Below are 21,968 nucleotides of genomic sequence, written 5' to 3' on the forward strand. Positions count from 1 at the left end.
CATTACTAAAAGAAAGGAAAAGGTGATGTTTTAGCTTCTATAAACATCATACAAGACCAGCTATGAACGATTACAGATTTGAAACATTACAGCTTCATGTAGGACAGGAAAATCCTGATCCGGCCACGGATGCCCGTGCAGTACCGATTTATGCCACCACTTCTTATGTTTTTAAAAATTCTGCTCATGCGGCGGCGCGGTTTGGTCTTTCCGATGCAGGAAATATTTACGGACGTCTGACAAATTCTACGCAGGATGTTCTGGAACAGCGGATCGCGGCTCTGGAAGGCGGTATAGCTGCCCTTGCCCTTGCTTCCGGCGCAGCGGCAATTTCCTATACTCTTGAGGCTCTGGGGCAGAACAGAGGCCATTTTGTCGCACAGAAAACCATTTATGGTGGAAGCTATAACCTGCTTGCCCATACGCTTCCGAACTTCGGAATTACTGCAACCTTTGTAAATATCCATGATCTTGCAGAAGTAGAGGCGGCAATCAGGGAGAATACAAGAGCCATTTATATTGAAACCCTCGGAAATCCCAACAGTGATATCCCGGATATAGACGCTCTGGCTGCCCTTGCTCATAAACACGGTCTGCCGCTGGTTGTAGACAATACCTTTGGCACACCTTATCTGATCCGTCCCATAGAGCATGGTGCAGACATTGTAGTACATTCTGCCACCAAATTTCTTGGAGGTCATGGTACGACCCTGGGAGGCGTTATTGTAGATTCCGGTAAATTTGACTGGGAAGCAAGTGGAAAATACCCTGCAGTTGCAGCACCGAATCCAAGCTACCACGGAGTCGCGTTTGTGAAAGCAGCAGGTCCGGCTGCTTTTGTGACTTATATCCGTGCCATCCTGCTCCGTGATACAGGGGCGACGATCTCTCCTTTTGCGGCTTTTCTGCTTTTGCAGGGAATTGAAACTCTGTCCCTGCGTCTGGAACGTCATGCGGAAAACACAAGAAAAGTAGTGGAATTTCTTGCTGGGCATCCGCAGGTGGAAAAAGTCAATCATCCGTCTCTTCCGGATCATCCGGATCATGCGCTGTATCAGAAGTACTTTCCAAAGGGCGGAGCCTCAATTTTTACCTTTGAGATTAAAGGAGGACAGGCAGAAGCCCATAAGTTTATTGACAGCCTGAAGATCTTTTCTCTGCTTGCCAATGTAGCTGATGTGAAAAGTCTTGTGATACATCCTGCGACGACCACACACAGCCAACTGGAAGAGAAGGAACTGGGGAATCAGGGAATCCGGCAGAATACGATCCGCCTGTCCATTGGTACGGAACACATTGATGATATCCTTGCGGATCTGCAAAATGGCTTTGATGCGGTAAGATCATGATCTCTATAAATATAAGGGAAGGAGGAGCCGGATCAGAATGGGACTTGACTTTGGATTTATGATGGAATATCTGCCCTGGTATGTGGATGCAGCAAGGCTTACTGTAAAAATTGCATTTTGGGGGATACTGATCGCGCTGGCGACAGGAGTGGTGTGTTCCATGGTATTGTACTATAAAATCCCTGTCCTCTGTCAGGCAGTGTCTGTATACATAGAAATCAGTCGAAATACCCCTTTGCTGGTGCAGCTTTTCTTTCTTTACTTTGGACTGCCAAAGCTTGGGATTATCTGGAGCGCAGAGATCTGTGCCATTGCAGGCCTTGGCTTTCTTGGCGGCAGCTATATGGCAGAGTCTCTGAGGAGTGGACTTGGATCAGTAGAGAAAACCCAGATCGAAGCTGCTGCAGGTCTCGGTATGAATCCCTGTCTGATAATGAGAGAGGTTATTTTTCCACAGGCGCTTGCTGTATCGATTCCAGGTGTGTGCGCCAATGTGATCTTTCTTATAAAAGAAACCTCTGTGGTCAGTGGAATCGCACTGGAAGATCTGATGTATGTCACAAAGGATCTGATTGGTCTTTATTATGAAACGAATGAGGCGCTTGTTATGCTGGTGCTATTTTATCTGATTCTTTTACTTCCTGTTTCCATAGCAGCAGGACTTATGGAAAGGAGATTGAAATATGCAGGATTCGGGGATTAGTGTACTTTTTCTGGGCGACAATTTCCTGCGGCTGCTGGAAGGGTTGTGGGACTAAAGAAAAAAATTGGTGATGAGGTCATTCTTGACGGGATTGATGTCAGTATAGAAAAGGGAGAAGTCGTTGTAGTGCTTGGTCCTTCCGGCTGTGGGAAAAGCACATTTCTGCGGTGCATGAACGGACTGGAAATGCCTACAGGAGGGAAAATTTTACTGGACGGTGAAGAAGTGATGTCCAATGGCAAAAAGATTGCCCGGATCAGACAGAGAATTGGCATGGTCTTTCAGAGCTATGAGCTTTTTCCTCATAAAAATATTATGGACAACATCATACTGGCTCCTGTCAAAGTGCAGAAACGCCCGAAAAAGGAAGTAGAACTTCAGGCAGAGCAGATGCATATAACGCGCTTCTGGACGGACGCGGGGATGCATTTTCTACGGATAATACGGAAGTTCTGGCATGGGCGATCCAGAATCCCGGATTTACCGTCGGCATTGAGGCTCTCGGCAATGCGGATGAGATCTCACCTGCTGTTCAGAAAGGAAATACCTCGCTTCTTGACTGGCTCAATGATGAGATCCGGGCACTTGGTGAAGAACGCTTTTTCCATGCAGACTATGAAGCAACACTGGCTCCTGTTTACGGGGAAGCAGCAGATCCGGACAATCTGGTTGTGGAAGGCGGTAAAATAGAGTGAAGCAGCCCGGATCTATCTGCGATGTTTTTTCCTGCGTTTTTTACGTTTGACAGGTCTCGAATCCGGAGAATGCATACTTGACCAGCAAAAAAGCTGAACCATAAGGATACCGATCAGAGCTCCGGCACTGTCAAAGCCCACATCTTTGAGCCCGGGACTTCTTCCGGATACAAAAGACTGGTGATACTCATCCAGTCCGGCAAACCCTACACAGAGAATACCGGCAAGGAAGAAAAGCCAGAATCCTCTTACTTTGTATACATAAAGTGGAAATGAAATAGCAATGGCCAGAAGAAAATACTCTGTCATATGAGCGGCTTTTCGGACATAGTAATGGATCTGTTCTGCTTCGTAAGCAAGCTGGTCATAGCTTTTTTCTGTATGAAAAAGTTCGTTTTTCGTTTCTACGATCTCATAGCTGATTTTGTAGCTGAGTTCCCCGGACACCTCCCCGGTCTGGGCTGAAAATGAAAAAATAACGTACATCATCAGCAGTGCTGGAAGAAACGAAAGTGGTTTTAATAGTGTGATTATGAATTTCATGGGTTCTAATATAGCACGGGAAATAGGATTTGTAAAGCACTGCGCCGTATGATATAATGAACCACAGCACGATGTGGACCAACGAAAAAACAGGAAAAGGAGGCGCAGATATGAGCGTTGCAGATACAGTTTTTATCAATATGTGCAGGGATGTAATTGAAAACGGCACCAGTACAGAAGGAGAAAAGGTACGCCCGGTATGGGAGGACGGCACTCCTGCCTATACGATCAAGAGATTCGGTGTTGTAAACCGCTATGATCTCAGAAAAGAATTTCCGGCTCTGACTCTTCGCAAAACAGCCCTGAAAAGCGCTATGGATGAGATCCTCTGGATCTGGCAGAAAAAATCAAACAATATCCATGACCTGAACAGCCATATCTGGGACAGCTGGGCAGACGAGACAGGATCTATCGGCAAGGCATACGGTTATCAGATGCAGGTGAAGCATCAGTATAAAGAAGGCATGATGGATCAGGTGGACCGTGTTCTCTATGACCTGAAAAACAATCCCTACAGCCGCAGGATCATGACCAATATTTATGTACACCAGGATCTGCATGAGATGCATCTGTATCCATGCGCTTATTCTATGACCTTTAATGTGACTAAGGAACCGGGAAAGGAGAAGCTGACTTTGAATGCGATTCTGAATCAGCGCTCCCAGGATATTCTGGCTGCCAATAACTGGAATGTCTGCCAGTATTCCATTCTTCTGATGATGTTTGCCCAGGTATGTGATATGGAGGCAGGAGAACTGGTACATGTGATCTCCGACTGCCATATTTACGACCGCCATATCCCGGTTGTAAAGGAACTGATCCAGAGAACTCCGTATCCGGCACCTACGGTAAAGCTGAATCCGGAGATCAAAAATTTCTATGATTTTACAGTGGATGACCTGATCATTGAGAACTACCAGACATGGCCTCAGATCAAAAACATTCCGATCGCTATCTGAAACAGGAGGAAGAAACAGAGATTATGAATATTATTGTAGCAGTGGATAAAAACTGGGCTATCGGCAAGGATAACAAGCTTCTGGTAAGTATTCCGGCTGACATGAAGATGTTTCGCCAGGAAACCACAGGCAAGGTTGTGGTCATGGGCAGAAAGACGCTGGAGAGCTTTCCAGGCGGCCTGTCGCTGAAAAACAGAACCAATATTGTTCTGACCGGAAACAGAGACTTTAAGGTAAAGGATGCCATTGTGGTACATACCATAGAGGAACTTCTGGAAGAAATCGCAAAATACCCGTCTGACCAGGTGTATTGCATTGGAGGGGACAGTGTATACAAACAGCTTCTTCCTTACTGCGATACAGCTCATATCACAAAAATCGATTTTGCCTATGAAGCAGACCGTTATTTCCCGAATCTGGATGAGATGCCGGAGTGGAAGGTGACGGCCAGAAGCGAGGAGCAGACTTATTTTGACCTGGAATATGAATTCGTAAAATACGAGAGAAAGAAATAAGAAAAAGGGCGGCTGCAGGTTCATAAAAACCTGTAACTGCCCTTTTTTGATGAGAGATATCCGAAGAAAGCTGCCAGGGGCAGATTCCTTCGGGATATCGTTTATTCGATTACCTGAAGCCATCCCTCCGGAGCCTCGATGCGGCCCATCTGGATGCCGGTCAGTGTTTCATAAAGCTTCTTGGTCACAGGTCCCATTTCGGTCATTCCGCTTGGGAAGCAGATTTCTTTTCCGTGATCTACGATCTTTCCTACAGGAGAGATCACGGCAGCAGTACCGCAGAGTCCGCATTCTGCAAAGTCTTTTACCTCTTCAAATGGAATTTCGCGTTCTTCTGCTTCCAGTCCAAGGTAATGCTGCGCTACATAAATCAGGGAGCGGCGGGTAATAGAAGGAAGGATACTGTCAGATTTTGGTGTGACAACCTTGCCTTCTTTTGTGACAAAGAGGAAATTGGCTCCGCCTGTTTCCTCTACTTTGGTTCTTGTAGCCGCATCCAGATACATGTTTTCATCATATCCCTGGTTATGTGCATCTACAATTGCATGCATGCTCATGGCATAGTTCAGTCCTGCTTTAATGTGCCCGGTTCCGTTGGGAGCTGCGCGGTCAAAATCGGTTACACGGATGGTCAGAGGCTTTACACCGCCTTTGAAATAAGGTCCTACAGGTGTGGTAAATACACGGAACTGATATTCGTCAGCAGGTTTTACTCCTATGACCGGATTAGTTCCGAATTCATAGGGACGTATATAAAGAGTTGCCCCTGATCCAAATGGCGGAACATAAGCGGCATTTGCCTTTACTGTATCTATGACAGCCTGAATGAAACGATCTTTAGGAAATACCGGCATTTCCAGCCTTTTTGCAGAATTTTCCATACGTTCTGCGTTCAGGTCAGGACGGAATGTAACAATACGCCCGTCTTCTGTGGTATAGGCTTTCATACCTTCAAAAACAGTCTGGGCATACTGAAGGACGCCGGCACACTCGTTGATCACAACATTTGCATCTTCAGTAAGCTTTCCTTCATCCCAGGAACCATTTTTAAAATCTGAGACATATCGGTAATCGGTCTGGACATAGCCAAAGCCCAGGTTCCCCCAGTCAATGTTCTTTTTTTCCATAATATCATCCTCCTGTTATTGGGCGGTATCAGTAAGGGGTACTTTGCCGCTTTAATGTACGATATAAACAGTGTAGCACTTTTGGAATAGGACTTCAACTGAAAACTTGTATTTTATCTGGCACTTCGCTATAATTAATTCATAGTGTCGGTGTACAAGAGGCAATGGGGTTGCTGTCTTGAACTGAAAGAATTTTGTGATTAGGAGGCAGATTATGCATCGGGAACATACAAAAGTGGTACAGATCGGAAACAAAAAAATCGGAGGAGGAAATCCGATTCTGATCCAGTCTATGACAAATACGAAGACTGATGATGTGGAAGCTACTGTAAAGCAGATTCTGGAGCTGGAAGCAGCCGGCTGTGAAATCATCCGTTGTGCAGTGCCGGACATGGCAGCAGCAGAAGCTCTTTCTGAAATCAAAAAACAGATTCATATTCCTCTTGTGGCAGATATCCATTTTGACTACAGGCTGGCTATTGCAGCCATGAAAAACGGAGCAGATAAGATCCGTATCAACCCTGGAAATATTGGAAGCGAAGAAAAGATCCGTGCAGTCGTAGACGTGGCAAAAGAGCGTAATATCCCTATCCGTGTAGGGGTAAACAGCGGTTCTCTGGAAAAGGAACTGGTGGAAAAGTACGGTGGTGTGACAGCAGAAGGTCTGGTGGAAAGTGCTCTTGACAAGGTGAAGATTATTGAAGATATGGGGTATGATAATCTTGTGATCAGCATTAAATCCTCTGATGTGATGATGTGTGCCAAAGCGCATGAACTGATCGCAGAAAAAACAGATTATCCTCTTCATGTGGGAATCACCGAGGCAGGAACTCTGTATTCCGGAAATATTAAGTCAGCGGTAGGACTTGGAATCATACTTTCTCAGGGAATTGGTGATACCATTCGAGTATCTCTTACCGGAGCGCCTCTGGAAGAAATTAAATCAGCCAAACGGATATTGAAAACACTGGGACTCCGCAAAGGCGGTATCGAAGTTGTTTCCTGCCCTACCTGCGGGCGAACCAGGATCGATCTTATTGGTCTGGCAAATCAGGTGGAAGACATGGTTCAGGATATTCCTCTTGATATCAAGGTGGCGGTTATGGGCTGTGTGGTAAATGGCCCGGGAGAGGCAAAAGAAGCCGACATTGGTATTGCAGGCGGCGTAGGTCTGGGACTTCTGATCAAAAAAGGAAAAATCGTAAAAAAGGTTCCGGAAGAACAGCTTCTGGAAACATTGAGGCAGGAGCTTATCCACTGGGAAGAATAAGAAAGAGGAAAAAATGGAAAAAGATTTTTTTGACGTATTTCCAAATCTGAAAATAAAAGATCCGCTGCAGGAACTTCTTGATATGGTATATGTGACAAAGGTTTCCTGTAATCCGGATAAGACAAGACTGTGGGTCTATATCAGCAGTGAAAGATGGATTCACAAAAAATATATTTTTGAACTTCAGCAGCAGATACAGAGGCAGTGTTTTCCGGGAATCCAGATCCAGGTGACGGTGATTGAAAAATTTCATTTATCCAGACAGTATACACCAGATAATTTTCTGGAAGTATATCAATCCAGTATGGAACTGGAACTTCGAAACTACAATATGCTGGAATATAATCTTTTTAAACGGGCGAAAATCACTTTTTCCGGTACAGAAGAAATGGATCTGGTACTGCCAGACTCTGTAATTGCCCGTGAGAAAAGTGAGATTCTTGTAGAGTATCTTCATAAGGTGTTCTGCGAACGGTGTGGAATGAATCTGAAGATCCAGCTGCAGTTTGAAGAGGCTCCGGAGAGTAAATATCGAAAAAATGCAGAACTTCAGATCAAGCAGGAAGTTGAAAATGTGCTGAAGCATGCCAAACTTGATCAGGAAGAAAATGCTGAGGAAGCAGTGGAGGAAAATTCCGGCAAGGATAAAAAAGAAAATAAAAAATCCGCCGGAAAGAGCAGACAGGATAAAAAAGCATTTGAAAAGAAAGGACAGAGCGGAGAGTTTCGGGGAGGATTCCGCAGGGACAGCAATCCGGATGTGGTCTATGGAAGAGATTTTGAGGGAGAGACAATTTCTTTGGAAAGTATTACCGGAGAAATGGGAGAGGTGATCATCCGCGGACAGGTTATGGATGTGGAAGCCAGAGAAATCCGTAATGAAAAAACTATCCTGATTTTTCCTGTTACGGATTTTACAGATTCTATTGTGATTAAAATGTTCCTTCGAAATGAACAGGTTCCGGAGGTGACAGCAGAAATCAAAAAAGGCGCTTTTCTGAAACTGAAAGGAGTAACCACCATTGACCGCTTTGACAGTGAACTGACCATTGGTTCCATTGCCGGAATTAAAAAGATCTCCGATTTCAGAAGTTCTCGAATGGACACCAGTCCTCAGAAAAGAGTAGAGCTTCACTGTCATACAAAAATGAGCGACATGGACGGTGTGACTGAGGCAAAGGCTCTTGTGAAACGCGCCTATGAATGGGGCCACAAGGCAATTGCGATTACAGATCACGGGGTGGTTCAGGCCTTTCCTGAGGCGAACCACTGTTTTGATGCCTGGGGAGGATGCGTGCCGAAAGAATCCGATTTTAAGGTGCTTTATGGTATGGAAGCCTATCTGGTAGATGATCTGAAAGGAATTGTCACCAACAGTAAAGGACAGTCTATGGAAGGGGATTTTGTAGTTTTTGACATTGAGACTACTGGATTTTCCCCTCTTACCTGCCAGATTATTGAAATAGGCGCTGTCCGTGTGGAAAAAGGTGTGATCACAGACCGTTTTTCTACATTTGTAAATCCAAAAGTACCGATCCCTTATCGGATCGAGCAGCTGACAAGCATTAATGATTCCATGGTCATGGATGCTCCGGAGATCCAGACGGTCCTTCCTCAGTTTCTGGATTTTTGCAAGGGGGCGGTCATGGTGGCCCACAATGCAGATTTTGATATGAGTTTTATTATAGAAAACTGTAAAAGACAGGGACTTCCGGATGAATTCACATATGTGGATACTGTAGGGATGGCAAGATTTCTTTTGCCTGCATTGAACCGGTTTAAACTGGATACAGTGGCAAAGGCAGTAGGAGTTTCTCTGGCACATCATCACAGAGCGGTAGATGATGCGGCCTGTACGGCAGATATTTTTGTAAAATTCGTGGAAATGCTGAAAGAACGTGATATTTATGACGTGGATACCTTAAACCAGCAGGGGAATGTGTCAGTAGATACGATCAAAAAGCTTCCTACCTATCATGCGGTGATCTTTGCCAGAAATGAAACAGGAAGAATCAATCTTTATAAGCTGGTGAGCCAGTCTCATCTGAAATATTACAGAAGAAGACCACGTGTGCCAAAAAGCGTATTTCTGGAGCACAGGGAAGGTCTTCTGATCGGAAGCGCCTGCGAAGCAGGAGAGCTATATCAGGCGATATTAAGGAATGCTCCGGATCAGGAGATCGCAAGACTGGTTGATTTTTATGATTATCTTGAGATTCAGCCTTTGGGAAATAATGCGTTTATGATCGCCAGTGACAAAAATGATGCGGTGAATTCAAAAGAGGATCTGATCGAAATCAATAAAAAAATCGTCAAACTGGGAGAACAGTTTAAGAAACCGGTAGTGGCAACCTGTGACGTTCATTTTATGGATCCACAGGATGAAATCTATCGTCGGATCATCATGGCAGGAAATGGATTCAGCGATGCAGATGATCAGGCACCTCTTTATCTTCGTACCACAGAGGAGATGCTGGAAGAGTTTTCTTATCTGGGAAGCGAAAAGGCTGAGGAGGTCGTCATTACAAATACAAATAAGATCGCTGATATGATAGAGAAAATCTCTCCTATCCATCCGGATAAGTTTCCTCCGGTAATTGAAAATTCTGACCAGGATCTCAGGGATATCTGTTTTAAAAAAGCTCATGAGATTTATGGAGAAAATCTTCCGTCCATTGTGGAGGAGAGACTGGAAAAAGAACTGAATTCCATTATTTCCAACGGATATGCGGTAATGTATATCATTGCTCAAAAACTGGTGTGGAAATCCAATGACGACGGTTATCTGGTTGGTTCCCGTGGATCTGTAGGATCATCGCTGGCTGCAACAATGTCCGGTATCACAGAGGTAAATCCTCTTCCGCCCCATTATATCTGTCCGAACTGCAAATACAGTGATTTCGATTCGCCTGAGGTAAAGAAATTCGGCGGTATGGCAGGCTGCGACATGCCGGACAAAAACTGTCCGGAATGTGGAACCAAGATGGTAAAAGAAGGGTTTGATATTCCATTTGAGACCTTTCTTGGATTTAAAGGAGATAAGGAACCTGATATCGACCTGAACTTTTCCGGTGAATATCAGGCAAATGCTCATAAATATACAGAGGTTATTTTTGGAAAGGGCCAGACATTCAAAGCCGGTACCATTGGTACGCTGGCAGAAAAAACTGCCTTTGGATATGTGAAAAATTATTTTGAGGAGCATGGACAGCATAAGCGCTACTGTGAGATCAACCGGATCGTTCAGGGCTGCACAGGCATAAGAAGAACAACCGGACAGCATCCGGGTGGTATCATCGTTCTTCCAAAAGGAGAGGAAATCGAAAAATTCACACCTGTCCAGCATCCGGCAAATGATGAGAACAGCGATATCATTACCACACATTTTGATTATCATTCCATTGATGGAAACCTTTTGAAGCTGGATATTCTTGGACACGATGATCCTACCATGATCCGTATGCTGGAGGATCTTACTGGTAAAGATGCAAAAGAAGTTCCGCTGGACAGCAAAGAGGTTATGTCTCTGTTTGCCAGCACAAAAGCTCTGGGAATTTCTCCGGATGACATCGGCGGATGTAAACTGGGATGTCTGGGAGTTCCGGAATTTGGAACGGATTTTGCCATGCAGATGCTTATTGATACTCAGCCAAAATATTTCTCTGATCTGGTCCGTATTGCAGGCCTTGCCCATGGTACGGACGTATGGCTTGGAAACGCTCAAACACTTATTCAGGAAGGAAAAGCCACGATTTCTACGGCAATCTGTACACGAGATGATATTATGATCTATCTGATCAGTATGGGAGTGGAAAGCAGTCTTGCCTTTACGATCATGGAAAGTGTACGTAAAGGAAAAGGCCTTCGTGAGGAGTGGGAGGCCACCATGAGGGAGCACAATGTTCCGGAGTGGTATATCTGGTCCTGCAAAAAGATCAAATACATGTTCCCGAAGGCACATGCGGCGGCTTATGTTATGATGGCATGGCGTATTGCATGGTTCAAGGTATTTATTCCTCTGGCATACTATGCGGCGTTTTTCAGTATCCGCGCAACTGCTTTTTCCTATGAAACTATGTGCATGGGACAGGACCGTCTGGAGTATTATCTGGCAGAACTCCGCAAGAAGGGTGACGAGGCATCAAAAAAAGAGCAGGATACGATCAGAGACATGCGTATTGTTCAGGAGATGTATGCAAGAGGATTTGAATTTCTTCCTATTGATATTTATAAGTCTCATGCAAGCCGCTTTCAGATTATTGACGGAAAGCTTCTTCCGCCGCTGAACAGCATTGACGGAATGGGTGATAAGGCTGCAGAGGCTGTGGTACAGGCTGCGAAAGAAGGGAGATTTCTGTCGAAAGATGATTTCCGGGACAGAACAAAAGTCAGTAAGACAGTAATAGATCTGATGGATGATCTGGGACTGTTTGGAGACATCCCTCAGTCAAATCAGTTCTCTCTGTTTGACGTAGTGGTGTGAAAGGAGCGAATATGAAAAAAGAAGAGCTTAGATATTTACAAAGACTGGCAGAGCTTTATCCTACTATAGGAAAGGCGTCCACAGAGATCATCAATCTCCAGTCGATTCTGAACCTTCCAAAAGGAACCGAACATTTTATGTCTGATCTTCATGGAGAGTATGAGGCATTTTCCCATGTACTGAGGAACGGGTCTGGAGCTGTCCGGAAAAAGATCGATGATGTTTTTGGTCATACATTAAGTAATCACGATAAACGTGATCTGGCAACTTTGATCTATTATCCCAGAGAAAAGATAAGACTGGTAAAAAAGACGGAAGATGACATGGAAAACTGGTACAAGATCACTTTGTACCGACTGATAGAAGTATGCAAGACGACTGCTTCAAAATATACAAGATCTAAGGTCAGAAAGGCCCTTCCCCATGATTATGCTTATGTGATCGAGGAACTGATCACAGAAAAAGCAGAGGTTCTGGATAAAGAGGCTTATTATAATTCCATTGTAAATACCATTATAGAGATCCGGAGAGCCGAGAATTTTATTATCGCTCTGGCAGAGCTGATCCAGAGACTTGTTGTAGATCACCTTCACATTCTGGGAGATATTTTTGACAGAGGTCCCGGTCCTCATTTTATCATGGACCGGCTGATGGGATACCATTCTCTGGATATCCAATGGGGAAATCATGACGTAGTGTGGATGGGGGCAGCAGTAGGGCAGGGAGCCTGTATTGCTACGGTTCTCAGGAACAGCATTCGATACGATAATCTGGATATCCTGGAGGATGGCTATGGTATTAACCTGCTCCCGTTGGCCACGTTTGCGCTGGAAACTTATAAGGATGATCCCTGCCAGAATTTTGAGATAAAAGGAAGTACGAATTATAATGTTCTGGAAAAGGAACTGAGCCGAAAGATGCATAAAGCTGTTTCGATCATTCAGTTTAAACTGGAAGGACAGCTTCTTATGAAACGGAAGGAATTTCATATGGAAGACCGGTGCCTTCTTCATAGGATCGATCCGGATAAGGGCACGATCACTATGCCGGACGGAATAGAATATCCTTTGAAGGATATGAATTTTCCTACGGTTGACTGGGAACATCCTTATGAACTGACAGAAGGAGAACATGGAGTGATGGAACGGCTGGAGACAGCGTTCAGAAACTGTGAAAAGCTGCAGAACCATATGCGTTTTCTTCTGGATCGAGGCGGTCTTTATAAAATATACAATAATAATCTCCTTTTTCACGGCTGTATTCCGCTGAAAGAAGATGGAAGTCTCAAGGAAATTGAGGTTTATGGTGAAAAATACAAAGGACGTGCACTGTACGATGCTTTGGAAAGCTATGTTCGACGGGCATTCTTCGCAGTGGATCCAGAGGAACAGGAGCAGGGCAGAGATATTCTGTGGTATATATGGGCCAGTCCGAATTCTCCTCTTTTTGGAAAAGATAAAATGACAACCTTTGAACGTTATTTTATTGAAGATAAGGAAACACATAAAGAGAAAAAAGGAGCATATTACCGCTTTCTTGAAAATGAAGAGGTGGTGGACGGAATGCTTAAAGAGTTTGGTCTGGATCCTTTAAAGAGCCATATCATCAATGGTCATGTTCCTGTTCATCAGAGCGAGGGAGAAAGCCCGGTAAAGTGTGGAGGAAAGCTCATAGTTATTGACGGCGGTTTGTGTACCGCATATCAGAAGGTAACAGGGATTGCCGGATATACTCTGATCTATAATTCCTATGGTCTGTTTCTTGCAGCCCATGAACCTTTTACTTCTGCAGAAGAGGCTGTCTCAAAGGGAAATGATATTGTATCCAGTCAGATGGCCGTACATTACAGCTCAAAAAGAAGACTTGTGGGAGATACGGATAATGGTCGTGCGCTCCGAGAAAGAATACAGGAGCTGGAGAGCCTTTTGGATGCTTATCGAAAAGGTACGATAAAAGAAACAAAATAAAGTCTTTACTTATCTAAACTGTTTTTATATAATGTTGCTTGCAATGAATACGGAAGATCAAACTGGTAACCAGCTTCACGTTTACGAAAAAACACAATAAGGAGAGAACAGAATTATGGGCGGAATTTTTGGAGTAGCTTCAAAATCCAGCTGCGTGCTGGACTTGTTTTTCGGCATTGATTACCATTCACACTTGGGTACAAGAAGAGGAGGAATGGCAGTATATGATCATGCCAAAGGCTTTGACAGAGCGATCCATAACATTGAAAACTCACCGTTTCGTACAAAATTTGACAGAGATGTATCAGAACTTCAGGGTAATCTGGGAATCGGATGTATATCCGACAATGAGCCTCAGCCTCTTCTGGTGCGTTCTCATCTGGGAAACTTTGCTATTACTACAGTAGGTAAGATCAACAACATGGAAGAACTGATTGAGCATTCCTTTAAAAATGGAAGTACTCATTTTCTGGAAATGAGCGGAGGAAATGTAAACCCTACAGAGATGGTAGCTTCTCTTATTAACCAGAAAGCCACTATGGTGGAAGGAATCCGTTATGCGCAGGAGATGATCGAAGGTTCCATGACAATGCTGATCCTGACTCCAAAGGGACTTTTTGCAGCAAGAGACCGTCTGGGAAGAACTCCTCTTATTGTAGGAAAGAAAGAAGATGCCCGCTGCGTATCTTTTGAAAGTCATGCATATATCAATCTTGGGTATGAGGATGAAAAGTCTCTGGGACCAGGAGAGATTGTTTTTGTTACACCGGAAGGAATTGAATCCCTGCAGAAACCTGGCGAAAAGATGCGTATCTGTTCTTTCCTTTGGGTATACTATGGTTATCCAACATCTACTTATGAAGGAGTAAATGTTGAGGAAATGCGTTATAAGTGCGGCGACATGCTGGCAGAACGTGATTTTGGGGAAGTGAAGCCTGACATTGTAGCAGGAGTACCTGATTCAGGAATTGCACATGCTATTGGTTATGCAAACCGATCAGGGGTACCGTTTGCCCGTCCTTTTATTAAATATACACCAACCTGGCCGCGATCCTTTATGCCGACACAGCAGAGCCAGAGAAACCTTATTGCAAAAATGAAGCTGATCCCGGTTCATAAGCTTATCAAAGGAAAAAGTCTTCTTATGATCGATGACTCTATTGTAAGAGGAACACAGCTTCGTGAAACATCCGATTTTCTTTATACAAATGGTGCAAAAGAAGTCCATATCAGGCCTGCCTGCCCGCCGCTTCTTTATGGATGTAAGTATTTGAACTTCTCTCGGTCAAAATCAGAAATGGATCTGATCACAAGAAGAATGATCGCAAAACGAGAAGGGGATCATGTAGATGAAAAGATTCTTGCAGATTATGCAAATCCTGACTCTGAAAACTACAAAGGGATGCTGGAAGACATCCGCAAAGAACTGAATTTTACTACCCTGAAATACCATCGTCTTGATGATCTGGTGGCATCTATTGATATTGAGCCATGCAAGCTCTGTACTTACTGCTGGAGCGGTAAAGAATAAGAACCGGTATCAGAGGGAATACAGAACAGAGGTGAAACCCAATGAAAAAAAGAGACGAGATACTGAAGGTGCTGTTATGTGTGCTGATCGCTGTGTTTGTTATAGTAAGTGCAGCTGCTCTTCTGTTGGTTGGATTCCGCAGCAGCGCTATAAAAGAACAGAAAAAACAGGCTGCCATGGAAGCTTTGAAGAACAGGCCTACTGCAGTACCAACAGCCGCTGTCTCTGCAACACCAACGCCTTCCCCCAGACCGACAGCAACGCCAACTCCTGTTCCGGTTAAGACGGCTGCGTTTGATCCGAATGTTTTTTGGGATAATTGGTACAGTACAGATGGAACCGCAGCGATAAATGTATATAATATCAGCTTGGATACGGTATCTTTTAGCTTTTCTCAGACAGACCGTAATCAGACACAGACAGTTACCGGGGATGTGACAGCGGAAGTTGCAGGAAATGCGGCAAAATTTACACTTTATGATTCCGTGGGAAATACTTCATATGGAAGTATGATTTTTGATAACGGTCAGCTCTATCTGAAAATACTGACCACAGACCCGGTGTCTGCAGTATATCCCAGTGTAGACTGCATTATGAGCCGTGAGCAGATCCAGCTGATTCCGGATCCAACTGCAACACCTGTGCCGACGGCAGTGCCGCCGCAGCAGACGGATACGCAGACAGGGGAATACTTCTTCCCGGAAAGCAGCAGCCGTTATCTGACAGATGAGGAAATATCTGTATATTCAGCTGAACAGCTGGAGCTTGCCAAAAATGAAATATATGCCCGCCATGGACGTATTTTTGTGACACAGAGGATTTCTGACTATTTTAACAGTACTTCCTGGTATCAGGGAAACATAGATCCGGAAACTTTTGATGCACAGCAGGATTCCATTTTTAATGAATATGAAATGGCAAATATTCAGAAGATCGATCAATGGCAGAGATCCAAGGCGGAAGCTGGAAATTAAAATATAACCAACAGATGAATACGGAATATGTCTGTTTATGGCATGCAAAGAGGAGCAGGTCTCTCAAGATTTGAGGGAACTGCTCCTCTTTGTTTTATAGAGGTTGTTTTTTTCGGAGAGGAAGGATATAATAGAAATATTCAGAGTTATGATCTCAGTTTTTCTATTCTGTTTCTGCAGCAGATCTGCTGCAGGTATCCCATATATATAATAAAATAAGCTATGATGAGATGTCATGTCGGGGAGACGTTTTTTCAGAAAGGAGAAGTATGTTTGCATCCGTATTATCGGCGGTGATCATGGGGATGGAAGTACACCCGGTTCAGGTGGAGGCAGATGTCAGCGACGGACTGCCGTCTTTTACCATGGTGGGATTTCCCTCTGCTCAGGTGAAGGAGGCACAGGACCGTGTAAGGACAGCCCTGAAAAATAATAAAATTGCGCTTCCGCCCAAAAGAATTACAGTGAATTTTGCCCCGGCAGATATAAAAAAACAGGGGGCTGGATTTGATATTCCTGTGGCTGCGGCAGTACTTGCAGCAGCAGGGATTTTTGAATCGGAAAGTTTAAAAGGAGTGATGATGGCAGGAGAATTAAGCTTGAACGGAGAAATCCATGCCATTCCAGGAATTCTTCCGATTGTGATACGTGCCAGAGAGGAGAAATGCCGATTTTGTATTGTTCCGGCAGGGAATATGAAAGAGGCAGGTCTGGTTCCGGATATGAAAGTGATCGGTGTCAGAAATCTGCAGGAAATGATTCGTTTTTTAAAAAGGCCTGACAGCTATAGAGAAGATCCGATATCGCAGTCCGTAGAACATAAGAAGGCTGATGCCGCAGATTTTCGTGATATCCGCGGACAGGAATCTTTAAGAAGGGCAGTGGAGATTGCCGTCAGTGGTTTCCATAATCTTTTAATGATAGGACCTCCGGGAGCAGGGAAAACAATGGTGGCACGGAGGATACCGGGAATTATGCCTCCGCTGACATTTGAAGAAAGTCTGGAACTTACTAAGATATACAGTATTGCAGGGCTTTTGTCAGAAGCGGATCCTCTTGTCCGCGAAAGGCCTTTCCGAAGCCCTCATCATACCAGCTCTGCTCAGGCAATGGCAGGAGGAGGGAAAAATCCAAGACCAGGTGAGATAACACTGGCGCACAGAGGTGTTTTGTTTCTGGATGAGATGCCGGAATTTTCCAGACGAAGTCTGGAAATACTGAGACAGCCGCTGGAAGACAGGGTAATCCGTATATCAAGGGTCAGCGGAACCTATACATTTCCGGCGGACTTTATCCTTTGTGCGGCTATGAATCCATGTCCATGCGGGTATTATCCGGATATGAACAAATGCCGCTGTACATCGGGACAGGTTACAGGATATCTGAATAAGTTAAGCCAGCCTCTTCTGGACCGTCTGGATCTTTGTGCGGATGCGGAACAGGTGAGTTTTTCCAGCTTAAATGGAAAAGAGGGGGAAAGTTCTGCTTTGATACGGAAACGAGTGGAAAGAGTTCATGAGATCCAGAGAGAACGATATAAGAAAGAAAAAATTCAGTTTAATGGAGAACTTCAGGGGAAACAAATAGAAATGTTTTGTACAACAGAGCGGGAGGCTGCTGTTTTGATGGAGAAAGCATTTGAACAAATGGGGTTTAGCGCCCGATCGTATCATCGTATATTGAAAGTAGCCCGGACTATTGCAGATATGGAAGGTGCAGATATCATCAGGCGCCGGCATGTGGGAGAGGCGCTGTCCTACAGAGCTTTCGAAAAAAAATACTGGATATGACCTGTAAAATTATCATAAACTACAGGAAGGAGAGGTATCTTATATGGAAAGAACACAGTCTGAAAAAATCAGATGTATTGAAAAATCATCTCAGGAATATCCGGAAAAGCTGAAACATTATAAGGGTATGCCGGAAAAGCTTTATGTGAAAGGCGGGCTTCCGGATCCTAAACGCCCTGCAGCAGCTGTTGTAGGGGCAAGGATGTGCAGTACCTATGGAAGAATACAGGCTTTTCGATTTGCCAGAGTACTTGCAGAAGCCGGAGTACAGATCATAAGCGGGATGGCATCGGGAATTGATGCTGAAGGGCACAAAGGAGCAATGGAGGGAAGGATGCCCACATGGGCAGTTCTGGGAAATGGCGCAGATGTTTGTTATCCGGCAGGAAATAAAGGACTTTACAATCGGATTATAAGGGAAAAAGGAGGGATTATCAGTGAATATCCTCCAGGGACACTTCCGAGAAGTTATTATTTTCCGGCGCGGAACAGGATCATAGCAGGTTTTTCGGATCTGGTACTGGTAGTTGAAGCAAAGGAGAAAAGTGGATCGCTGATCACTGCTCAATGTGCACTGGAACAGGGAAAGGCAGTTTTTGCTCTTCCGGGGCCGGTAAATGAAGAGCTTAGCAGAGGATGCCATCAGCTGATCTACGATGGAGCGGGGATTGCTTATACCCCGGAGGTGCTGCTGGAAGAGCTGGGAATTAATTATGAAAATACAATAAAATCAGAAGGAAAAAAGAACTTAGGTCTTGCAAGTGATTTGAATATGGTGTATAGTTGTCTCGATTTACGACCAAAAACCAGGGATGTTCTGGCGCAGGAATCTGGGTTTTCAGCAGAAAAAACAGGGCGTATTCTGGTGGAACTGGGACTACTGGGGATGGTCAGAGAAATTGGCAGACATTACTATATAAAAAATCAGACTTAATTTTACGATAAATAGGAGAGGTAGCATGGCGAAATATCTGGTGATCGTAGAGTCACCTGCAAAAGTAAAGACAATTAAGAAATTTTTGGGGAGCAATTATGATGTTCAGGCGTCAAACGGACATGTACGGGATTTTCCCAAGAGTCAGTTTGGAATCGATGTAGAGAATGATTTTGAGCCAAAATATATTACAATCCGTGGAAAAGGAGAACTTTTGGCAGGACTTCGCAAGGCGGCAAAGAAAGCTGACAAGATTTTTCTTGCAACTGACCCCGACCGTGAAGGAGAGGCTATTTCCTGGCATTTGATGCAGGCGTTGAAAGAAGATCCAAAGAAAATGCGAAGGATCACATTCAATGAGATCACTAAGACGGCAGTGAAAAATTCAATCAAACAGCCAAGAGAACTGGATATGAATCTGGTGGATGCGCAGCAGGCCAGAAGGATGCTGGACCGTATGGTAGGATACAGTATCAGTCCTCTTCTCTGGGCGAAGGTAAAAAGAGGCTTAAGCGCAGGTCGTGTACAGTCTGTAGCTCTTCGTATCATCTGTGACCGTGAAGAGGAAATTAATTCCTTTATCCCGGAAGAATACTGGAGCCTTGACGGAGAATTTAAAATCCAGGGAGAGAAAAAGCATCTCCAGGCAAAATTCTATGGTACAGACAAAAAACTTCCGATTCATAATAAAGCAGAAATAGATGAGATCCTTAAAAAACTGGAACATGAGGAATACGAGATCAAAGAAGTGAAAAAGGGAGAACGTATAAAAAATGCGCCGCTGCCTTTTACAACAAGTACCCTCCAGCAGGAAGCAGCCAAGACTTTGAATTTTTCCACACAAAAGACGATGCGTCTGGCACAGCAGCTTTATGAAGGCGTGGATATCAAGGGCAATGGAACAGTGGGTGTGATCACTTATCTGCGTACAGATTCCACTCGTATTTCCCAGGAAGCGGATGAGGCAGCACGCGCTTATATTGGAGAACAGTATGGCGCCTCTTATGTAGCCGATGGAGAAAAAGCTGTAAAGAAAGAGCAGAAGATCCAGGATGCCCATGAGGCAATCCGTCCCACAGATATTTCCCGGACTCCGGTTATGCTTAAGGAATCTTTATCAAGAGACCAGTTCCGTCTGTATCAGCTGATATGGAAGAGATTTACAGCCAGCCGAATGGCTGCAGCCCGCTATGAAACTACCTCTGTTAAGATTGGAGCAGGGGAGTATGTATTTACAGTAGCTGCTTCAAAGGTGGTATTCGACGGTTTTATGTCTGTTTATGTTCAGGATGAAGATAATAAAAAGGGGAATGTTTTAAGTCAGAGTCTGGAAAAAGGCATGAAGCTGGAATTATTGGAATTGAAACCGGAACAGCATTTTACCCAGCCTCCGGCTCACTATACGGAAGCATCTCTTGTAAAGGCTCTGGAGGAACAGGGAATCGGCAGACCAAGTACCTATGCGCCGACAATTACAACTATTATCAGCCGCCGCTATGTCTCGAAAGAACAGAAAAACCTCTATATGACAGAACTTGGAGAGGTTGTAAATAATATCATGAAACAGGCCTTTCCAAGCATCGTAGACGTGCATTTCACGGCTATGATGGAAGGATTGCTTGACTGTGTGGAAGCAGGAACGGTCCAGTGGAAAACAGTTGTCAGAAATTTCTACCCGGATTTGAAAAAAGATGTGGATGCGGCAGAAAAAGAATTGGAAAAAGTTGATATCCAGGATGAAGTGACAGATGTAGTCTGTGATCTTTGCGGACGAAATATGGTGATCAAGTATGGCCCTCATGGAAGATTTCTTGCCTGTCCTGGATTCCCGGACTGCAGGAATACAAAGCCATATTATGAAAAAATAGGGGTATCCTGTCCAAAATGTGGAAAAGATGTTGTTTTGAAAAAGACACAAAAAGGACGTAAGTACTATGGATGTGAGGATAATCCGGAATGCGATTTTATGTCCTGGCAGAAGCCTTCTGACAAAAAGTGTCCTGTGTGCGGCAGTTATATGGTGGAAAAAGGCAACAAAATCGTATGCAGTCAGGAAACCTGCGGCTATGTAGAACAGAAGCCTCCCAAGAAAGATTAAGAAGTTTCACAATATTTTGCAATTAAAAATATTTTCAGAATAGGCAGGCAAAATTGAAAAAACATAAAAATGTCTTGTAATTTTGAAAAAAAACGTGTAATATAAAAACAGCAGGAATATATGCAGAATATACGACAGATGAAAGAAAAGGAGGCCAGTATGAGCGTTCAGTTGTTAGACAGAACTAGGAAAATCAATAAACTTTTGCACAACAGCAGCTCCAGCAAAGTGGTATTCAATGATATTTGTCAGGTATTGATGGAGACACTAAGCTCCAATATACTGGTGCTGAGCAAAAAAGGAAAAGTGTTAGGCGTCAGTTTATGTCCGGGTGTAGAAGAGATTACAGAGCTGATCGAAGACAAGGTTGGCGGTCATGTGGATACTCTGCTGAATGAAAGATTTTTAGGGGTGTTATCCACAAAAGAAAATGTGAATCTTCAGACACTTGGCTTTGAGCATGTGGACAGCAGATGCCAGGGAATCATTAACCCTATTGATATTGCAGGAGAACGTCTGGGAACCGTATTTATGTATCGTAATGATAAGCCTTATGATATTGAGGATATCATTGTAAGTGAATACGGCACTACAGTTGTGGGACTGGAGATGATGCGCGCAGTACATGAAGAAAATGCAGAAGAAGACAGAAAACAGCAGGTAGTCAAATCCGCATTTAATACCTTATCTTTCTCAGAGTTGGAAGCGATCATTCATATTTTTGATGAACTGGATGGAGAAGAAGGTATTCTTGTTGCAAGTAAGATTGCAGATCGCGTTGGCATTACCAGATCTGTTATTGTAAATGCGCTACGTAAATTTGAAAGTGCGGGAGTGATCGAATCCCGGTCTTCCGGAATGAAGGGTACTTACATTAAGGTTCTTAATGAAGTGATCTTTGACGAACTGGAAGAGATCAAAGCACAGAGAAACAAAAAAGCATAAGATATAAATGAAACAGGAGCGGATGACCGCTTCTGTTTTTTTTAGCTACAAACAGAAATTGGGTATATAAAAAGTAAGAAGATAA

The 21,968-nt window shown here is 44.0% G+C and carries 15 protein-coding genes and 2 pseudogenes; 15 read left to right on the plus strand and 2 right to left on the minus strand.

The window, feature by feature from the left end:
* The first annotated feature begins 62 nt into the window (after positions 1–62).
* The 4 genes and pseudogenes from RDS42_RS03165 to RDS42_RS14900 all read left to right on the plus strand — a co-directional run.
* Positions 63–1,349 carry an O-acetylhomoserine aminocarboxypropyltransferase/cysteine synthase gene (locus RDS42_RS03165; protein ID WP_308782340.1) on the plus strand — a complete coding sequence of 429 codons (1,287 nt, stop codon included), beginning with the start codon at positions 63–65 and terminating at the stop codon, positions 1,347–1,349.
* 37 nt (positions 1,350–1,386) lie between these two features.
* Positions 1,387–2,052, plus strand: a complete 666-nt coding sequence (locus RDS42_RS03170) for an amino acid ABC transporter permease (protein ID WP_308782341.1) — start codon at positions 1,387–1,389, stop codon at positions 2,050–2,052.
* Positions 2,053–2,178: 126 nt separating this feature from the next.
* Positions 2,179–2,403: pseudogene (locus tag RDS42_RS14895) on the plus strand (ATP-binding cassette domain-containing protein); the annotation flags it as partial.
* Positions 2,404–2,438: 35 nt separating this feature from the next.
* A pseudogene (locus RDS42_RS14900) lies at positions 2,439–2,747 on the plus strand (transporter substrate-binding domain-containing protein); the annotation flags it as partial.
* A 12-nt stretch (positions 2,748–2,759) separates the two neighbouring features.
* On the opposite strand, the gene RDS42_RS03185 reads toward RDS42_RS14900, so the two are convergent.
* Entirely contained in the window at positions 2,760–3,290 is a 531-nt protein-coding gene (locus RDS42_RS03185; protein WP_308782342.1) for a VanZ family protein, read from the minus strand.
* 110 nt (positions 3,291–3,400) lie between these two features.
* On the opposite strand from RDS42_RS03185, the gene thyA reads away from it, so the two are divergent.
* Entirely contained in the window at positions 3,401–4,249 is an 849-nt protein-coding gene (gene thyA / locus RDS42_RS03190; RefSeq protein WP_308782343.1) for a thymidylate synthase, read from the plus strand.
* A 23-nt stretch (positions 4,250–4,272) separates the two neighbouring features.
* Positions 4,273–4,764, plus strand: coding sequence for a dihydrofolate reductase (locus tag RDS42_RS03195; RefSeq protein ID WP_308782344.1), 492 nt, complete (start codon positions 4,273–4,275; stop codon positions 4,762–4,764).
* 101 nt (positions 4,765–4,865) lie between these two features.
* Here the strand turns inward: RDS42_RS03195 and RDS42_RS03200 are convergent, their stop codons facing one another.
* A complete protein-coding gene (locus tag RDS42_RS03200; protein WP_308782345.1) occupies positions 4,866–5,891 on the minus strand; it encodes a branched-chain amino acid aminotransferase in 1,026 nt (341 codons plus the stop codon).
* 214 nt (positions 5,892–6,105) lie between these two features.
* On the opposite strand from RDS42_RS03200, the gene ispG reads away from it, so the two are divergent.
* The 9 genes from ispG (at position 6,106) to codY (ending at position 21,883) form a co-directional block, all read left to right on the plus strand.
* Positions 6,106–7,161 carry a flavodoxin-dependent (E)-4-hydroxy-3-methylbut-2-enyl-diphosphate synthase gene (gene ispG / locus RDS42_RS03205; RefSeq protein WP_308782346.1) on the plus strand — a complete coding sequence of 352 codons (1,056 nt, stop codon included), beginning with the start codon at positions 6,106–6,108 and terminating at the stop codon, positions 7,159–7,161.
* Positions 7,162–7,174: 13 nt separating this feature from the next.
* Entirely contained in the window at positions 7,175–11,644 is a 4,470-nt protein-coding gene (locus RDS42_RS03210) for a PolC-type DNA polymerase III (RefSeq protein ID WP_308782347.1), read from the plus strand.
* Positions 11,645–11,655: 11 nt separating this feature from the next.
* On the plus strand, positions 11,656–13,611 hold the full coding sequence (locus RDS42_RS03215) for a fructose-1,6-bisphosphatase (protein WP_308782348.1): 1,956 nt from the start codon (positions 11,656–11,658) through the stop codon (positions 13,609–13,611).
* Positions 13,612–13,726: 115 nt separating this feature from the next.
* The gene (locus RDS42_RS03220) at positions 13,727–15,142 is read left to right on the plus strand and encodes an amidophosphoribosyltransferase (protein ID WP_308782349.1); all 1,416 of its coding nucleotides are present in this window, start codon (positions 13,727–13,729) and stop codon (positions 15,140–15,142) included.
* Between the two features lie 41 nt (positions 15,143–15,183).
* The gene (locus RDS42_RS03225; RefSeq protein WP_308782350.1) at positions 15,184–16,116 is read left to right on the plus strand and encodes a YARHG domain-containing protein; all 933 of its coding nucleotides are present in this window, start codon (positions 15,184–15,186) and stop codon (positions 16,114–16,116) included.
* A 269-nt stretch (positions 16,117–16,385) separates the two neighbouring features.
* Positions 16,386–17,906 (plus strand): YifB family Mg chelatase-like AAA ATPase, encoded by a 1,521-nt coding sequence (locus tag RDS42_RS03230; RefSeq protein ID WP_308782351.1) that lies wholly within the window; start codon positions 16,386–16,388, stop codon positions 17,904–17,906.
* Between the two features lie 43 nt (positions 17,907–17,949).
* Complete coding sequence (dprA, locus tag RDS42_RS03235; RefSeq protein WP_308782352.1) at positions 17,950–18,840, plus strand: DNA-processing protein DprA; 891 nt, start codon at positions 17,950–17,952, stop codon at positions 18,838–18,840.
* A gap of 25 nt (positions 18,841–18,865) precedes the next feature.
* The gene (topA, locus tag RDS42_RS03240; RefSeq protein ID WP_308782353.1) at positions 18,866–20,938 is read left to right on the plus strand and encodes a type I DNA topoisomerase; all 2,073 of its coding nucleotides are present in this window, start codon (positions 18,866–18,868) and stop codon (positions 20,936–20,938) included.
* A gap of 159 nt (positions 20,939–21,097) precedes the next feature.
* On the plus strand, positions 21,098–21,883 hold the full coding sequence (gene codY / locus RDS42_RS03245) for a GTP-sensing pleiotropic transcriptional regulator CodY (RefSeq protein WP_177275742.1): 786 nt from the start codon (positions 21,098–21,100) through the stop codon (positions 21,881–21,883).
* Positions 21,884–21,968 lie beyond the last annotated feature (85 nt).

It is taken from the genome of uncultured Blautia sp. (genome assembly GCF_902497045.1).
Classification (GTDB): domain Bacteria; phylum Bacillota; class Clostridia; order Lachnospirales; family Lachnospiraceae; genus Blautia_A.

Excerpts from the sequence above, each read along its gene's own strand:
- RDS42_RS03210 (WP_308782347.1), top strand. The coding sequence starts at position 7,175 with ATGGAAAAAGATTTTTTTGACGTATTTCCAAATCTGAAAATAAAAGAT.
- RDS42_RS03215 (WP_308782348.1), top strand. The coding sequence starts at position 11,656 with ATGAAAAAAGAAGAGCTTAGATATTTACAAAGACTGGCAGAGCTTTAT.
- RDS42_RS03170 (WP_308782341.1), top strand. The coding sequence starts at position 1,387 with ATGGGACTTGACTTTGGATTTATGATGGAATATCTGCCCTGGTATGTG.
- ispG (WP_308782346.1), top strand. The coding sequence starts at position 6,106 with ATGCATCGGGAACATACAAAAGTGGTACAGATCGGAAACAAAAAAATC.
- topA (WP_308782353.1), top strand. The coding sequence starts at position 18,866 with ATGGCGAAATATCTGGTGATCGTAGAGTCACCTGCAAAAGTAAAGACA.
- RDS42_RS03200 (WP_308782345.1), bottom strand. The coding sequence starts at position 5,891 with ATGGAAAAAAAGAACATTGACTGGGGGAACCTGGGCTTTGGCTATGTC.
- dprA (WP_308782352.1), top strand. The coding sequence starts at position 17,950 with ATGGAAAGAACACAGTCTGAAAAAATCAGATGTATTGAAAAATCATCT.
- RDS42_RS03220 (WP_308782349.1), top strand. The coding sequence starts at position 13,727 with ATGGGCGGAATTTTTGGAGTAGCTTCAAAATCCAGCTGCGTGCTGGAC.
- RDS42_RS03185 (WP_308782342.1), bottom strand. The coding sequence starts at position 3,290 with ATGAAATTCATAATCACACTATTAAAACCACTTTCGTTTCTTCCAGCA.
- RDS42_RS03195 (WP_308782344.1), top strand. The coding sequence starts at position 4,273 with ATGAATATTATTGTAGCAGTGGATAAAAACTGGGCTATCGGCAAGGAT.
- codY (WP_177275742.1), top strand. The coding sequence starts at position 21,098 with ATGAGCGTTCAGTTGTTAGACAGAACTAGGAAAATCAATAAACTTTTG.
- RDS42_RS03230 (WP_308782351.1), top strand. The coding sequence starts at position 16,386 with ATGTTTGCATCCGTATTATCGGCGGTGATCATGGGGATGGAAGTACAC.
- RDS42_RS03225 (WP_308782350.1), top strand. The coding sequence starts at position 15,184 with ATGAAAAAAAGAGACGAGATACTGAAGGTGCTGTTATGTGTGCTGATC.
- thyA (WP_308782343.1), top strand. The coding sequence starts at position 3,401 with ATGAGCGTTGCAGATACAGTTTTTATCAATATGTGCAGGGATGTAATT.
- RDS42_RS03165 (WP_308782340.1), top strand. The coding sequence starts at position 63 with ATGAACGATTACAGATTTGAAACATTACAGCTTCATGTAGGACAGGAA.